This is a genomic window from Arthrobacter sp. H35-D1 (assembly GCF_030063185.1).
In the GTDB taxonomy this organism is placed as follows: Bacteria; Actinomycetota; Actinomycetes; order Actinomycetales; family Micrococcaceae; genus Specibacter.
Map to the genome: position 1 here is coordinate 730,629 of NZ_JASISP010000001.1, position 15,233 is coordinate 745,861.

A 15,233-nucleotide genomic window follows, 5' to 3' on the forward strand; every position below is an offset into this window, starting at 1 on the left:
AGTTTTTGGTTCGGTTCTTTCGCTGTGCGGACCAGGGGCGCGGTGACCCGCGCACCCGGGCGACGGGCAGCAATTCGGAAGTGGTTAAAGGAGCTGGCATGTCGACACATCTAGACCCGGCGGTCAAGGGCGGCAAGGCGCCGGACAACAAAGAGGTCGGGGCGGACCGCAAGGAGAAGACCCAGGGGCGGCTGGCGGCACTGCTGATCACCCCGACAATTGTGGTCCTCGCGATCGTGATCGCCTACCCGGTGATCGATGCGATCATCATGTCGCTGCAGCAGGATGAGGGTCTGGACCCGGCCACTGGTACTTTTGTGGCCGGCGGTTTTGCTGGCTTCGCAAACTACATTCACTGGCTTTTCCAACAATGCACCGGTCCGGGCGGCGTCGAGGTCAGCTGCCCGCCGGGGACCTTGGGTGCACAGTTTTGGTCGGCCACCGGAGTTACCTTCTTTTTCACAGTGGTGACGGTTTTCTTTGAAACGATCCTTGGGTTCTGGATGGCAGTGATCATGGCCCGGGCGTTCCGCGGCCGCAGTGTATTGCGGGCGGCGGTATTGGTGCCGTGGGCCATTCCCACCGCTGTCACTGCCAAACTGTGGTTCTTCATTTTTGCTTTCGACGGCATTGCCAACACCTTGTTCAACACCTCAATTCTATGGACAGGAAGCGAGGGGCCGGCCCGCGCCGCCATCATCATTGCCGATATCTGGAAGACCACACCTTTCATGGCACTGCTGATTCTGGCCGGCCTGCAAATGATCCCTTCGGATATTTATGAGGCGGCCAAGGTGGACGGGGCTTCCACTTGGCAGCGCTTCCGGATGATCACCCTGCCCCTGGTCAAGCCGGCCTTGATGGTGGCAATCCTGTTTCGCGTGCTGGACGCGATGCGCATGTACGACCTGCCGGCGATTATGACGGGGGGCGCAAACGGCACCACCACGCTGTCAATCCTGGTGGTGAACCAGATTCGGATTGGTTTCAATTCCGCTGCAGCACTTTCCACCATCACGTTCTTGATCATCTTCATTGTGGCGTTCATCTTTGTTCGATTCCTGGGCGCCAACGCCGTTGAATCCGCCAGTGGAGGAGCGAAGGGGAAGCTGAAATGAGTACTTCAACAGCTACGGCAACAACAACGGCCGATGCCCGCTCGGCAACTGCCAAGGGTGTGGCCCGCCGCAGGGCAAGGTGGGCCAGTTCCCGTACCTACATCAGTGCGGCCGTCATTGTTATTTGGTGCCTGCTGCCGTTTTACTGGATGGTGGTCACGGCCTTCAGGGAAGTGGGCTACACCTTCGACCCGACACCGTTCTTCACGCACGTCACGTGGGACAATTTCGCCACGGCCTTCTCCGCTGACAGGGGCAACCACCTGGAGCGGGCCATGCTGAACTCGCTGTTCATCTCCAGCGTCACCACGGCTGTGGCCCTGCTCTTCGGTGTATTCGCAGCTTACGCACTTGCCCGCCTGAACTTCCGCGGGAAGTTTCTGGTGCTGGGTATTGTCCTCGGCGCGTCCATGTTCCCCGGCGTTGCCATCGTGACACCGTTGTTTCAGCTGTTCACCGACATCAATTGGACGGGCACCTATCAGGCGCTCATTATTCCCAACATTTCCTTCGTATTGCCGTTGACGGTGTATACCTTGACCTCATTTTTCCGTGAAATGCCGTGGGAACTGGAGGAAGCGGCCCGTATTGACGGATGCACCGCGGGGCAGGCTTTCCGCAAAGTCATCATGCCATTGGCTGCCCCGGCAGTGTTCACCACTGCAATTTTGGCGTTCATCGCAGCATGGAACGAGTACTTGATCGCCAGTATTCTTTCCAACGACGCAACCCAGACAGTCACGGTGGCCATCGCCAACTTTGCCGGGGCCCAACCGCACCAGGAACCCTACACGGCAGTCATGGCAGCCGGCACAGTCGTCACGATTCCGCTGGTGGTGCTGGTGCTGATCTTCCAACGCAAGATCGTCTCCGGACTCACGGCAGGGGCGGTGAAATAGTTGATGGACGGCAGCAAGCGAGAAGGCAGCAAACGGACAAAGCAGGATGGTCTGCACATTCCAACAAGTCGACAGAAAAGCGCCGAGGACTTTGACATCATCATCGGTTTCCTTGGCTTCTGGGCCGCAGTGCTCTTCGGGGTGACCCTCTGGTTGGAACTCACCGGCCAACCTGCCCTGATGTGGGCACTGGGACTGCTGCTTGTCTGCGTCGGCTTGTGGGGAATGATCAAGCTTCGTCGGAAACTACCCAAACGGCGTGGCAAAAGACCGTTGTAGATACGGTCCGGTGAGCAGCGAAAGGAGCAGCCGTGGGAGTCAGCATCGAAGATGTTGCCGAGCAGGCCCAAGTCTCCACCGCAACAGTTTCGCGCGCGCTGCGGGGGCTGCCGCGCGTCAGCCCTGCCACCCGTGCACGGGTACTGGCCGCGGCCCAGGAGCTGGGCTATGTGCCGTCGCGATCAGCCAGCGGTTTGGCGTCGGGACTGACCCGGACTGTGGGGCTGCTGGTGCCATTTGTTGACCGTTGGTATTTTGGGCGGGCCGTTGAGGGCATTGACCAGGTGCTGCGCGACAGCGGCTACAACCTCCTGCTCTTCAGTTTGGGCGGCGGCCATGGGCACGGGCGCAAACGCAGCTTCACTGAAGCCATGGTGCGAAAGCAGATTGATGCCCTGCTTGTGCTCTCCCTGGGACTCTCGCCCGAGGAATTGTGTCAGCTCCAACACACCGGCATTCCGTTGCTGTCCGTGGGAGGCCCCGTGGAGGGTTGTTCAGGTGTGTTCATCGACGACAGGGCTGCAGCACGGGCTGCCACGGAGCATTTGATTGCTCTGGGCCACCGGAGAATTGGTTATTTGCAGGGTGGAAGCGACGACGAGCAGTCCTTCGAAGTGCCAAATCTTCGCACTGCCGCCTTTGCGGCTGCAATGTCTCGCGCAGGGCTTGAGCTGCGCCCGGAGTGGATGCTGCCCGGAGACTTCACGGTGTCCGGGGGTGTTCGTGCAGCGGCGCAGATCTACGATCTGCCGGGGGAGTCTCCAACCGCCCTCTTTTGCGGCTCGGACGAAATGGCGCTGGGAGCCATGTTTGAAGCACAACGTCGCGGGATGCGCATACCGGAGGAACTCTCGCTGATCGGCATTGACGACCATGACTTTTCAGCACCGGCCGGGCTGACCACCGTGGCGCAAAACCCTTGGGAGCAGGGCCGGGTGGCAGCCACCATGGTGCTGGCAGAACTCGGAGGTGTCTCCGGTGCCGTGCAGGGGCGCATCATGCCGTTCGAGCTGGTCGAGCGGGGCTCCACTGCGCCTCCGCAACGCTAAGCCATAGCAGCACCGAGCCGGCGGAGCCCTAGCTGGCGCGGGCCAACTGCCGAATGGGCATCCATCGGTTTGCCAGCCTTCGGTAGGCGGCAGCGGCGCCGGTGAAGTCGCCCTCGGCCAGGCATTGAAGCCCCATGTGGACATCCGCCGGGGAGTCGTCCGGGTGGACCCGGTTGGCCACCGGCCCATAGTCGAGTTCCAGGACGCCGCCGTCCTTGAAACTGGCCAACCACTGCGAGAGGTCCTCGAGTTCGGTCAACAAGTCCAAGTCCGGTGCCATCTGCCCGAGCATCTCCAGCAGCCTTTCGGCCCTTCCCGCGGCCGTGGATACGGGCACTTGAATCCGGACCGTCAGGATCCGCCCGTTGGCCTCCACCACTTCCATGCGGTCGTTGGCATATACAAGGGTGAACCAGCTGAAGGGGATGCCCCAAGTGGAGGAGCGTGTCTGCAGCGGCATTTCGAGCTGGTGTGCCGAGGCTGCGCGGGCCAGTTCCAGCGCCCATTCCTCTTCCGAGAGGACCAAGGTGGCCAAGACTTCCATGGTTCCGGTGAGCAGCTCAGTGGCCCCCGCTATCGAACGGGCCACCACTTGGTTGGGCGCGTACAGCGGAGGCTCGCCCTCGCCCATGGTGAGTACGCGCACCCGGTCCCCGTCCGCCGTCGGAAGTGGGTTGGGGCGCGGCCGGCTCACTCTGCCGAGCGAGTCGGCAAGCTCTCCCACATCCACGCTGACGGTGTTTTGGGCTGGTTCCAGCAGGCTTTCCAAGTGGGTGAACTCGGCCGTCGTGTAGGCCTCGCGGGGTAGGTAGACACGCAGGCAGGAGACAAAAGGGAGCTGCATGCCGCCCAGATACAGCCCGCCGGTCATGGGTTAGTCCAACTCCACAATGACCGGGGCGTGGTCCGAGGCGCCCTTCCCCTTGCGTTCGTCGCGGTCAATCTCGGCGGCGGTGACGCGTGCGGCCAAGGCGGGGGAGGCCATGACAAAGTCGATGCGCATGCCCTCCTTTTTGGGAAAGCGCAGCTGGGTGTAGTCCCAGTAGGTGTAGACCCCGGGCCCCGGATGCAGGGGACGGACGACGTCGGCAAACCCTTCCGCTTCGAACGCAGTGAACGCTGCCCGTTCGGGTTCGCTGACGTGGGTGAGCCCTTGGGTGCGGAAAAAGTCGATGTCCCAGACGTCGTCGTCCTGCGGGGCAATGTTCCAGTCGCCCATGAGCGCGATCTGGGCTTCGGGGTCGTCGGCGAGCCAGCCGGCGGCTTGGTTCTTGAGCTCATCGAGCCACTTCAGCTTGTAGGGCATGTGCTCGTCCTCGAGGGCACGGCCGTTGGGCACGTAGAGGCTCCAAATGCGCACACCGTTGCAGGTGGCGGCAATGGCGCGGGCCTCTTGGACGGGATCCTTTCCGCCCTTGCCGAACTCCGGCTGGTTCACAAAGGTGCGTTCAACATCCTCGAGCCCCACGCGGGAGGCGATCGCCACACCGTTCCACTGGCTGAAGCCAAAGTGGGCAACCTCGTACCCGTTGTTTTCAAAGAGCTCCCACGGGAAGTTCTCGTCCCTGCATTTCGTTTCCTGAATGGCCAGCACGTCGGCGTCGGTGCGGCGCAGCCAGTCCTCCACGCGGTCGGCACGGGCGCGGAGCGAGTTCACATTCCAAGTAGCAATCTTCACCTCTCCAAGCTATCAAGTTAATGCCTCTTGGCGGTGGGGCAAACGCCGCGGGCCGGTGGCCTCTGGGGCGTGGATGTGAGCAGACACATAGCCGAGACGAGTGAGAAGGTGGCCAGGATTACGAAATGATAACTCTTCTTGCGCCGCACGGCTGCGCGTGGAGAGTGTCACTTGTAACGCCAGGTGGAACAAAAAATTGCCCAAATTGCGCTCAGAGTGAACACGGTTTTGTTAGCGTTGAAGCAATCCAGTAGACCGACAAGCATGCGGGCAACTGCGAAGCTGTGGTTCCAAATCGTGGCGAGTCACGAAATGCAACCACGGCAGAGCAGCCGGACGCGCACAGTCGAACTGGCGGCAGGGGAAGTCTCCCGTTCCCTTTTCATGGGGGAGCCGCCTTCCGTGGCTGCCCTTCGCGGGCATGCCAAGGAAATGAAAGAGTTTGACGCGCCCCAACGCCCGCTGCACGAAATCACCAACCGCTGCGGTTTGGACGCCACGAAAAAAGCGTGGGCCAAAGTGCTGCGTAGATGGGTACTACGTGAACGAATCCACACGGAACGACGCTCAAAAACATGATGCGGCGACCGAAAAAGTAGACAAGGCCGGCGGTACGCTCTCCGACAGTGCGGCTGACGACAGTGTCGCACTCAGCGTTAAAAACGTTTACAAAGTCTTCGGGAAGCGTCCCGCCGAGGTCGTCAAGCGCCTCAAAACCGGAACCAAGCGCGAGGATCTCTCAGCGCTGGGCACGGCTGCGGTCATCGACGCCAGCTTTGACGTGAAGAAGGGTGAGATCTTTGTGGTCATGGGGCTCTCCGGCTCCGGAAAATCGACACTGATCCGAACCCTCAACGGGCTGTGGGCGCCCACCGAGGGCTCCGTCGTCATCGGCGGGACCGACATTTCGAAAATCAGCGACAAGGAACTTCGCCGCGTCCGCCAGCAGAAGATCTCCATGGTCTTCCAGCACTTTGCCCTGATGCCGCACCGCACGGTGATTGAAAACGCCGCGTACGCGCTTGAAGTGCAGGGCGTGGCGAAGGCCGAACGCCTTGCCAGAGCGGAGAAGATCCTCTCGCTGGTAGGCCTTGAAGGCTGGGGCGAGAAGTACCCCGGCGAGCTCTCCGGCGGCATGCAGCAGCGTGTGGGCCTGGCCCGTGCGCTGTCCGCGGAAACGGACATCCTGCTCATGGATGAGGCGTTCTCCGCCCTTGACCCGCTGATTCGCCGTGAAATGCAGGAACAGCTGGTGCTGCTGCAGTCCGAGCTGGACAAGACCATCGTGTTCATCACCCACGACCTCAACGAGGCCATGTTCCTCGGCGACAGGATCGCCGTCATGCGTGACGGGGAGATTGTGCAGATCGGCACGCCGGATGAGATTCTCACCCAGCCTGCCAACGACTATGTGGCCCAGTTTGTGCAGGACGTCGACAGGACCCGCGTGCTCACGGCCGGTGGAGTGATGGAGCCTCCGCTGGCCGTTGTAAACCTTTCCGGTGGACCGCGCAATGCCTTGCGCACCATGCGCGACCAGCAGGTTTCCGCAGCGTTTGTGGTTGATCGCCGCGGCATGTTCCACGGCGTGGTCCGCGACCGCGACGTCATGGCGCTGGTGGAAAAGCACGGCACCGACCTGGTCTCAGCCGTCCGCAACGGCATTGACCCCGTCAGTCCGGAGACGTCCCTCAACGACCTCTTTGGCCGTGCGGTGGAAAGTCCCATCCCGCTGCCGGTGGTGGACGACGCCGGACGCCTGGTGGGTGCATTGCCCCGCGTGACGCTGCTGGCCGCCTTGGGCAACGTCCCCTCAACGACCAGTGAATTCCCGGTGGTTGAGGTTGCCGTTGCGCCCATCCCCGAACAACTTGTCACCGCCGCATTGGCGAAGACCGAAGGAGAAGCATAGTGGAACCGAAGTTTAGGATCCCGCTCGGCGACTGGGTGGAAGTCGGTCTTGATTGGCTGACCAGCACCTTCGACGCCTTCTTCGTCTTCATCCGCAGCGTTTTCGTTGGCGCCTACGACGGCCTTGATTGGCTGCTGACGGCACCGCCCTACTGGGCAGTCATTTTGGTGTTTGCCGCCATTGCCTGGTGGGTCAGTGGTTGGAAACTGGGTGTGGGCACGGCGCTGAGCTTCCTCGTCATCGTGGGCGTGAACCAATGGTCCAACGCCATGGACACACTGGCACTGGTGGTGATTGCCACAGTTGTGGCCGTTGCGGTCAGCATTCCGTTGGGTATTTGGGCTGCCAGCTCCAACAGAGCGTCAGGGGTCATCAAGCCCATTTTGGACTTCATGCAGACCATGCCAGCCATGGTGTACCTGATTCCCGCCCTGGTCATGTTCCGGGTGGGTGTGGTGCCGGGCATCATTGCCACGATCATCTTTTCGATGGCCCCGGGTGTCCGGTTCACTGAATTGGGCATTCGCGGGGTGGACAAGGAAGTGGTTGAAGCCGGGCACGCCTTTGGCTCCAGCCCCGGCAAGATTCTGGGGCAAATCCAGCTTCCGCTGGCCCGGCCCACCATCATGGCTGGTGTCAACCAAGTCATCATGCTCTCACTGTCCATGGTGGTCATCGCCGGAATGGTGGGCGCCGGCGGACTGGGTGGCGACGTTGTCGCCAGCCTGAGCCGGATTGACGCCGGGCTCGGCTTCGAGGCGGGCATCGCCGTCGTGATTCTGGCGATTTTCCTGGACCGCGTGACAGCGAGCTTTGGCGCAAATACAACTGGCGGACGCAGCAAGAGCGCGTGACCGCAGAAGAGCAAAAAACTTTACAAACCAATCGCGACAGCAAGGCATTTGGCGCTGTCAATGAAAGGAATGAACCATGAACAAGAAATTTATGAGTGTCGCTGCCATTGCAGCAACGATGGCACTGGGCTTGAGCGCCTGCGGTTCCGGCAACGAAGCAGCGGCAACCGTGGACAACGGGGACAAGAAGGACGTCACCATTGCCGTCTTCAACGGCTGGGACGAAGGCATTGCGGCCTCCGAGCTGTGGAAATCAATCCTGGATGAAAAGGGCTACGACGTCACGTTGGAAAACGCCGACGTTGCACCCGTTTTCTCGGGTCTGTCCAGCGGCGACTACGACCTCACACTGGATACCTGGTTGCCGATTACCCACGCCAGCCTCTTGGAGGAATACGGCGATAAGATTACCGAACTGGGCCAATGGAACTCGGAAGCCTCATTGACGATCGCCGTCAACGAAGACGCCCCCATTGATTCGCTGGATGAGTTGGCCGCCAATGCCGACAAGTTCAACAACAAGATCATAGGCATTGAACCGGCAGCCGGCCTGACCAAGGCCACCACGGAAGAAGTCATCCCCGGCTACGGACTGGAGAAGATGGAATACATCACCTCCTCCACCCCGGCCATGCTTTCCGAACTGAAGACGGCAACCACCAAGGGCGAGAACATTGTTGTCACCCTGTGGCGCCCGCACTGGGCCTATGACGCCTTCCCGATCAAGGACCTGAAGGATCCCAAGGGCACCCTGGGCGATGCCGAGGGCCTCTACGGCTACTCACGTCTTGGCTTCGAGACCGACTTCCCGAAGCTTGCAGGTTGGTTGCAGGACTTCAAGATGGACTCGGAGAAGCTGTACTCACTGGAGAACGCCATGTTCAACGGCGAAGAGAAAACAGACGACTACACGGAGGTCGTGAAGACGTGGATCGGCGAGAACCAGGAATACGTTGACTCGCTGACTCCCTAGTCTCCGCTCGGCTAGACGCTCCTGCAGCTTAGGGCGGTTTTTACGGAACGCTCCTTCACTTGGTGAAGGAGCGTTCTGCTTTTTCCTACATAAAGTGAGCGAGCGTTGGTTGTTGTGCGACGTCGGGGGCACCCGTCAGCTGGCTGGGAAGTCGGACTCCAGATATTCCCGGCCCAGCCCGACGGCAGCAGGCGTGTCCGGCACTGAACCGGTGCCGTGGCGCACTTTTTCATTGGCCCGCAGTTCCACGCGGCGGATCTTCCCCGAAATGGTCTTGGGCAGTTCGGCAAACTCCAACCGCCTGATCCGCTTGTACACCGGCAGGTGCTCGCGGCAGTATGCGAAAATCTCCCTGGCGGCATCCTCGCCGGGTTCGTAGGCCGCCGTCAACACCACATAGGCCTTTGGCACGCTCAACCGCAGCGCGTCCGGGGAAGGAACCACGGCGGCCTCCGCCACAGCCGGGTGTTCCAACAGCACGCTTTCCAGCTCAAAGGGGGAGAGTCGGTAGTCGGAAGACTTGAAGACGTCGTCACTGCGCCCAACATAGGTCAAAATCCCGTTTTCGTCGCGGCTGGCTACATCCCCCGTGTGGTAAAGGCCGCCACGGAATGCGTCCGCCGTCTTCTCCGGGTCCCCAAAGTAGCCCTTGGTGAGCCCCACAGGGGTGGGGTCCAAGCGCAGGCAAAGTTCGCCGTCGTCCGTTTCCGCACCGGTCAAAATATCCACCAGGACCACGTCGTAGCCTGGCAGCGGCCGGCCCATGGAACCGATCTTGATGGGCATCCCCGGCGTGTTCGCCACCTGGACGGTGGTCTCGGTCTGGCCAAAGCCGTCGCGGATCAGCTGTCCCCAGGCGCGTTCCACCTGGCCGATGACCTCTGCGTTCAGCGGCTCGCCGGCCGAGACAACCTTGCTGGGCGGGTGTTTCAACGCCGTCAGGTCCGCCTGGATGAGCATGCGCCACACGGTCGGCGGGGCGCAGAAGCTGGTGACGTGCTCGGCTTCCATCTGTGCCATGAGCTCTGCGGCGTCAAAGCGCGTGTAATTGAAAATGAACACGCAGGCCTCGGCGATCCACGGTGTGAACACGTTGGACCAGGCATGCTTCGCCCAGCCCGGGGACGCCACGTTCAGGTGCACGTCGCCGGGTTCCAGCCCGATCCAGTACATGGTGGACAGGTGCCCCACGGGGTAGGAGGTGTGCGTGTGCTCCACCAGCTTCGCCTTGGACGTGGTGCCGGAGGTGAAATACAGCAGCATGGTTTCATCGGCCAGGGTGGGTGCGTCCGCGGTGAATGCCTCCGGTGCGTCGGCCGACTGGGCATAGTCCAGAACCGGGCGGCCAGCGTCGCCGGCATGGCTGCCAATCCCCACCAGCGTGTAGTCCCCGGGGACCTGGGCAAACTTGGCGCAGTCCTCAGCCCGTGCGCCAACCCAGCCGGCCTGACCGCGCTGCACCCGGTCGCGCAGGTCGGTCGGGCCCATCATGGTGGTGGTGGGGATCATGACCACGCCCAGCTTGATGCAGGCCAGCATCAGCTCCCACAGTTCCACCTGGTTTCCGAGCATGATGACCATGTGGTCCCCGCGGCGGATGCCCTGGCCGCGCAACCAATTGGCGACCTGGTTGGACCGGACGGACAGATCCTTGAAGCTCCGGCGGGTGGCGCTGCCGTCCTGTTCGACAATCACCAGTGCGGGGTTGCTGCCCGTGACGGGGTCGTCGGCGATTTTATCGATCCAGTCCAGCGCAAAATTGAACTCGTCGAACCGGGGCCAGCTGAACTCCCGCTGGGCCCGGGCGTTGTCCATGCGCATTTCCAGCAGTTTGTTGCGGGCCGCACGGAATTCTTCGGTGACGTTCATGGTGTCCACCTCTCGGCGTCGTTGCCGGTGTCTTGTGTACCTTGAATATACGCCCGGGCCCGAAGACATGCCCGGGCGGTTGGGTGCCGCCGCTATTTCGGTTCGGCCGTGGCCGCGCCGGTGAGTGTCACGGCTGTTGCCACCAGGTGTCCAACAGGGACACCGGCGTGGTGCGCTTGTGCCGGCTCTGCCGGAATCGGCGTTCGATTGATTCGGCGGCCGCCTCGGGGATGTCCTTGCCCTCGAGGTAGTCGTCGATGTCGTTGTAGGAGAGGCCCAGCTCGGCCTCGTCGGTGCGCCCGGGCACGCCGTCGAGAAGGTCTGCGGTGGGCACCTTGTTGTAGAGGGGTTCGGGGGCGCCCAGCTCTTCCAGCAGGGCCCTGTTTTGCCGCTTGTTCAGGGTGTAGAGCGGCAGGATGTCAGCCCCGCCGTCGCCAAATTTCGTAAAGAACCCGGTGACCGACTCCGCGGCGTGGTCTGTGCCAATGACCAGCAGATTCGATTGGCCGGCCAACGCATATTGGGCGATCATGCGTGAGCGGGCCTTGATGTTGCCCTTGTTGAAATCGCTGACGTCCTCGATGGCCGTCTTGGCGAACTCGCCCTGGAAACCGTCCACGGCCGGGGCAATGTTGAACGTCCACTCCGTCTTGGCGTTGATGAATTCCATGGCGGCCAGCGCGTCGTCCTCGTCGTGCTGGACGCCGTACGGCAGGCGCACGGCAATGAAGTTCGCGTCCACTCCTTCTTGCGCCAGTTCCTCCACTGCCAGCTGCACCAGCCGGCCCGCCAAGGTGGAATCCAACCCGCCGCTGATGCCCAGCACATAGCCCCGTGTGCCTGTGGCCTTGAGATAATCCTTCAAGAATTGGATCCGGCGGATGATTTCCGCAGCCGGGTCGATCCGGGGCTGGACGCCAAGTTCACCAATGATCCGTGCCTGTAGTTCGCGCATGAGCTAAGCGTAGCGGCCGAGGGGCCCAAATGTGGGCCCACGCCCGCGAGGGGTCCGCCGCGAGCTTGCGAGCGATGGGAGCGGGTGGGGAGAAGCGAGTTGGGGGAGGGCGGAAGGCGCTGTCCCGTGGACGTTTCGACGGTGTTGCCTCCGCGCAATTACAATAAAAGCCATGACCTCCACACTTGCCGCAGACCGCGCCCGCCTGCTCGAACTCATCAAGGAACTCGCCGTGGTCCGCGGCAAGGTGATCCTGTCCTCCGGCAAGGAGGCCGACTACTACATCGACCTGCGCCGCATCACCCTCCACCACGAGGCCTCCCGCCTGGCCGGACGCGTCATGCTCTCCATGCTCGACGACGCCGGCATCACGTTCGAGACGGCCGGCGGCTTGACCATGGGTGCAGACCCCGTCGGAACAGCCCTGATGCACGCCGCCGCCGACGCCGACCGCGCCATCGACGCCTTCGTGGTCCGCAAGGCCCAAAAGTCCTACGGCATGGGCCGCCAGGTTGAGGGCCCCGGCGTTGACGGCCGCACCGTGGTAGTCCTTGAAGACACCTCCACCACCGGCGGATCCGCCCTGACCGCCGTTGCAGCGGTGCGCCAGGCCGGCGGAAACATCCAGGCCGTCGCCGTGATCGTCGACCGCGATACCGGCGCCAAGGAACGCATCGAAGCCGAAGCCAACATTCCTTACCTGTTCATCTTCGGCAAGGGCGAGCTGGGCCTGGACTAACCACTGGAAATACGCTGGAGCGCCGACGTGGGCACCCGGCTCACAACCACTTGAAAGGACACCGTTGGCCAAGCTTTACTTCCGTTATGGCGCCATGAACTCGGGCAAGTCGACTGGGCTGCTGCAGGTGGCGTACAACTATGAGGAGCGTGGCCAGCGGGTTCTGTTGGCCAAGCCTGCCGTGGATACGAAGGGCAGCGGTGAGGTGGTGTCGCGGCTGGGGATTTCGCGCGACGTCGACTTCCTCGTCCAGCCGGAGGACGACGTCCGGGCCCTGTTCGCAGCGCACGGGGCAGGCGACGACCCCGCGGCCCTGCTGGAACACGTGGACGTGGCACCCGTAGCGTGCCTGTTGGTCGATGAGGCCCAGTTCCTGACCCCGGAGCAGGTGGATGGGTTGTTCCACATTGCCGTGGAAGACGGTGTGCCCGTCATGGCCTACGGCATCCGGACCGACTTCAGAACCAAGGCCTTCCCCGGCGCCGCCAGACTGTTGGAAATTGCGCATGCCCTCGAAGAGCTGAAAACCATCTGCCGCTGTGGCCGCAAAGCCCTTTTCAACACGCGCCGGATTGGTGAAAAGACCGTGTTCGACGGCGATCAGCTGGCCATCGAGGGTGCCGACGTCTGGTACGAATCGTTGTGCGGGAGCTGTTATTTGGAGGCCTCCGGCGGGCGGCTGGGCCAGTAAACGCTGGCACCTGGTCCGGGGCCGAAACCAACCCGGGGGCCGTTGCGGTCCACGCAACCAGGTGGAGAGTCTAGATTTCCTGGATCAGGTCCGCCACGGATCCCAGCGTCTGGTCCGGACGGAACGGGTACGCGTCGACGTCCTCCGGCTGGGTGATGCCGGTGAACACCAACACGGTGTGCAGCCCGGCCTCCATGCCCGCGATGATGTCGGTGTCCATGCGGTCGCCAATCATCGCGGTGGTTTCGGAGTGGGCTTGGATCCGGTTCATGGCGGAACGGAACATCATGGGGTTGGGCTTGCCCACAATGTAGGGGTCCCGGCCGGTTGCTTTGGTAATCAATGCGGCGATGGCGCCAGTGGCCGGCAGCGGACCTTCGGCGGAGGGGCCGGTGGCATCGGGGTTGGTGGCAATAAAGCGTGCCCCGGCGCCGATCAGGCGGATGGCCTTGGTGATGGCTTCAAAAGAGTAGGTCCGGGTCTCGCCCAGCACCACGTAATCGGGTTTCTGGTCGGTGAGAATATAGCCAGCCTCATGCAGCGCTGTCGTCAATCCGGCCTCCCCAATCACATAGGCGCGCCCGTGCGGCATTTGGGATTTCAGGAACTGGGCGGTGGCCAGGGCGGAGGTCCACAGATTCTCCTCCGGGATTTCCAGCCCGGATGCCCGCAGCCTCGCGGCGAGGTCGCGCGGCGTGTAGATGGAGTTGTTGGTGAGCACCAGGAATCGTTTTGAGGTGTCAACCCAGCGTTGGATCAGCTCAGCCGCCCCGGGGACGGCCTTGTTTTCATGGACCAGCACGCCATCCATGTCGGTCAGCCAGCATTCAATGTCGCCGGCTTGGCGGTTGTGCACCTTGCTCATGGTTTCTCCTGACGGGGCGGAAATAGTTGGCACCAGTCTTGCAGATCCGCAGCCGTGCGGGGGACAGGGACGACGGCGCACCGGCTAAAGTTAACCGGTGAGTAATTCCAGCGACACCTTTCCCCCCGCACCTGAGCCCGCTGAGTCCAGCGTGTCCATAGAGCACGCTGTGGTGCCCGACTACGTTGAACCGCACCATGAAGTGGGCGTGGGGCCGTGGGAGGGCGAATGGCCGCAGGGGGAACAGTGGGATCCGGAACTGCTGGCCGAAGGGGACCGGCGCAATGTGCTCGATGCGTACAGGTACTGGACCATGGAGGCCATCGTGGCCGAGCTGGACACCCGCCGCCACGACTTCCACGTCGCCATTGAAAACTGGCAGCACGACATGAACATCGGCACAGTGGTGCGCACGGCCAATGCGTTCCTGGCCAAGGAAGTGCACATCATTGGACGACGGCGGTGGAACAAGCGCGGCGCCATGGTCACCGACCGCTACCAGCATGTTCGCCACCACCCGACGGTGGAGGACTTTGTGGCTTGGGCGCAGGGCGAGGGGCTGGCGATCATCGGCATCGACATCTTCCCGGATTCCGAGCAGCTGGAAACCTACGAGCTGCCACGCAACTGTGTGCTGGTGTTTGGCCAGGAAGGTCCCGGGCTGAGCGAGGAAGTTCACGCCGCTGCAGAAACCACGCTGTCCATTGAACAGTTTGGCTCCACCCGCTCCATCAACGCCGCCTCGGCCGCCGGCATCGCCATGCACGCCTGGGTTCGCCGGCACGTGTTCAACCAAACAGTCGGCTAACCCACCAGCGCTCCCAAGCTGGCAGCGTTCCTAACCCACCAGCGCTCCCAGACCGCGCCCGTTCGCGCGGTCTCCGCGCGGCGTCGTGCCTGGAAAAGGTCCAGCAATTGGGCGGCGGCTTCATGTTCTTCGACACTTTGCGCACACTGGCTAAGATGGAAGGAACCATGCAGGAGCTGGCCGGTTGCCAGCCTCCCAACACCGTCCAGCCCCAAGGAGCTTTAAATGCCCATTGCAACACCGGACAAGTATGCCGAAATGATCGACCGTGCCAAGGCTGGGGGATTCGCCTACCCTGCGGTCAACGTGACGTCCTCACAGACGCTCAACGCGACTCTGCAGGGTTTCGCCGATGCCGGAACGGACGGCATCATCCAGGTTTCCACCGGTGGTGGCGCCTACTGGTCCGGCGCTGGCGTGAAGGACATGGTGGCCGGTTCCTTGGGCTTCGCCGCGTTCGCCCGCGAAGCGGCCAAGAACTACCCGATCAACGTGGCCCTGCACACTGACCACTGCCCGAAGGACAAGCTGGACGGCTTTGTGC

Annotated in this window: 17 protein-coding genes; 12 read left to right on the forward strand and 5 right to left on the reverse strand. The window is 62.3% G+C overall.

Annotation, left to right across the window (positions count from 1 at the left end; translation table 11 throughout):
* Window positions 1-98: 98 nt before the first annotated feature.
* Genes QMG25_RS03365 through QMG25_RS03380 form a run of 4 tightly spaced genes read left to right on the forward strand, consistent with a single transcriptional unit; the run spans window position 99 to window position 3,345 of the window.
* Window positions 99-1,118: a carbohydrate ABC transporter permease gene (locus QMG25_RS03365; RefSeq protein ID WP_283457291.1), complete on the forward strand. Its 1,020-nt coding sequence runs from the start codon at window positions 99-101 to the stop codon at window positions 1,116-1,118.
* The gene (locus QMG25_RS03370) at window positions 1,115-2,017 is read left to right on the forward strand and encodes a carbohydrate ABC transporter permease (RefSeq protein ID WP_283457293.1); all 903 of its coding nucleotides are present in this window, start codon (window positions 1,115-1,117) and stop codon (window positions 2,015-2,017) included. The genes QMG25_RS03365 and QMG25_RS03370 overlap by 4 nt, the downstream gene beginning before the upstream one ends.
* Before the next feature lie 3 nt (window positions 2,018-2,020).
* Entirely contained in the window at window positions 2,021-2,296 is a 276-nt protein-coding gene (locus QMG25_RS03375; RefSeq protein WP_283457295.1) for a hypothetical protein, read from the forward strand.
* Window positions 2,297-2,328: 32 nt separating this feature from the next.
* A complete protein-coding gene (locus QMG25_RS03380; RefSeq protein WP_283457298.1) occupies window positions 2,329-3,345 on the forward strand; it encodes a LacI family DNA-binding transcriptional regulator in 1,017 nt (338 codons plus the stop codon).
* Window positions 3,346-3,373: 28 nt separating this feature from the next.
* On the opposite strand, the gene QMG25_RS03385 is transcribed toward QMG25_RS03380, so the two are convergent.
* Both QMG25_RS03385 and QMG25_RS03390 read right to left on the reverse strand, forming a co-directional pair.
* A complete protein-coding gene (locus QMG25_RS03385; RefSeq protein WP_283457300.1) occupies window positions 3,374-4,216 on the reverse strand; it encodes a DUF8083 family protein in 843 nt (280 codons plus the stop codon).
* Window positions 4,217-4,219: 3 nt separating this feature from the next.
* The gene (locus tag QMG25_RS03390; RefSeq protein ID WP_283457303.1) at window positions 4,220-5,023 is read right to left on the reverse strand and encodes an exodeoxyribonuclease III; all 804 of its coding nucleotides are present in this window, start codon (window positions 5,021-5,023) and stop codon (window positions 4,220-4,222) included.
* Window positions 5,024-5,206: 183 nt separating this feature from the next.
* Between QMG25_RS03390 and QMG25_RS03395 the strand changes: the two genes are divergently transcribed.
* The 4 genes from QMG25_RS03395 (at window position 5,207) to QMG25_RS03410 (ending at window position 8,762) form a co-directional block, all read left to right on the forward strand.
* Window positions 5,207-5,602, forward strand: a complete 396-nt coding sequence (locus QMG25_RS03395; protein WP_283457305.1) for a hypothetical protein — start codon at window positions 5,207-5,209, stop codon at window positions 5,600-5,602.
* Complete coding sequence (locus tag QMG25_RS03400) at window positions 5,565-6,935, forward strand: quaternary amine ABC transporter ATP-binding protein (protein WP_283457307.1); 1,371 nt, start codon at window positions 5,565-5,567, stop codon at window positions 6,933-6,935. The genes QMG25_RS03395 and QMG25_RS03400 overlap by 38 nt, the downstream gene beginning before the upstream one ends.
* Complete coding sequence (locus tag QMG25_RS03405) at window positions 6,935-7,789, forward strand: ABC transporter permease (protein ID WP_283457308.1); 855 nt, start codon at window positions 6,935-6,937, stop codon at window positions 7,787-7,789. The genes QMG25_RS03400 and QMG25_RS03405 overlap by 1 nt, the downstream gene beginning before the upstream one ends.
* 76 nt (window positions 7,790-7,865) lie before the next feature.
* Window positions 7,866-8,762, forward strand: a complete 897-nt coding sequence (locus QMG25_RS03410; protein ID WP_283457310.1) for a glycine betaine ABC transporter substrate-binding protein — start codon at window positions 7,866-7,868, stop codon at window positions 8,760-8,762.
* A 135-nt stretch (window positions 8,763-8,897) separates the two neighbouring features.
* Here QMG25_RS03410 and QMG25_RS03415 read toward each other — a convergent pair whose 3' ends face one another.
* Together QMG25_RS03415 and nadE are read right to left on the reverse strand one after the other, a co-directional pair.
* Window positions 8,898-10,631, reverse strand: a complete 1,734-nt coding sequence (locus QMG25_RS03415; protein ID WP_283457312.1) for an AMP-binding protein — start codon at window positions 10,629-10,631, stop codon at window positions 8,898-8,900.
* 127 nt (window positions 10,632-10,758) lie between these two features.
* Window positions 10,759-11,586, reverse strand: a complete 828-nt coding sequence (gene nadE / locus QMG25_RS03420) for an NAD(+) synthase (protein WP_283457314.1) — start codon at window positions 11,584-11,586, stop codon at window positions 10,759-10,761.
* A gap of 172 nt (window positions 11,587-11,758) precedes the next feature.
* Between nadE and pyrE the strand changes: the two genes are divergently transcribed.
* Together pyrE and QMG25_RS03430 are read left to right on the forward strand one after the other, a co-directional pair.
* On the forward strand, window positions 11,759-12,325 hold the full coding sequence (gene pyrE, locus QMG25_RS03425) for an orotate phosphoribosyltransferase (RefSeq protein WP_283457316.1): 567 nt from the start codon (window positions 11,759-11,761) through the stop codon (window positions 12,323-12,325).
* Window positions 12,326-12,389: 64 nt separating this feature from the next.
* On the forward strand, window positions 12,390-13,016 hold the full coding sequence (locus tag QMG25_RS03430; protein ID WP_283457318.1) for a thymidine kinase: 627 nt from the start codon (window positions 12,390-12,392) through the stop codon (window positions 13,014-13,016).
* A 70-nt stretch (window positions 13,017-13,086) separates the two neighbouring features.
* Here QMG25_RS03430 and QMG25_RS03435 read toward each other — a convergent pair whose 3' ends face one another.
* Window positions 13,087-13,881 (reverse strand): HAD-IIA family hydrolase, encoded by a 795-nt coding sequence (locus tag QMG25_RS03435; protein WP_283457321.1) that lies wholly within the window; start codon window positions 13,879-13,881, stop codon window positions 13,087-13,089.
* Window positions 13,882-14,032: 151 nt separating this feature from the next.
* Here QMG25_RS03435 and QMG25_RS03440 point away from each other — a divergent pair, with 151 nt between their 5' ends.
* Both QMG25_RS03440 and QMG25_RS03445 read left to right on the forward strand, forming a co-directional pair.
* Window positions 14,033-14,689 (forward strand): TrmH family RNA methyltransferase, encoded by a 657-nt coding sequence (locus tag QMG25_RS03440; protein ID WP_283457377.1) that lies wholly within the window; start codon window positions 14,033-14,035, stop codon window positions 14,687-14,689.
* A 225-nt stretch (window positions 14,690-14,914) separates the two neighbouring features.
* Window positions 14,915-15,233, forward strand: a 319-nt coding sequence (locus QMG25_RS03445; RefSeq protein WP_283457323.1) for a class II fructose-bisphosphate aldolase, incomplete at its 3' end; no start/stop codon positions are given.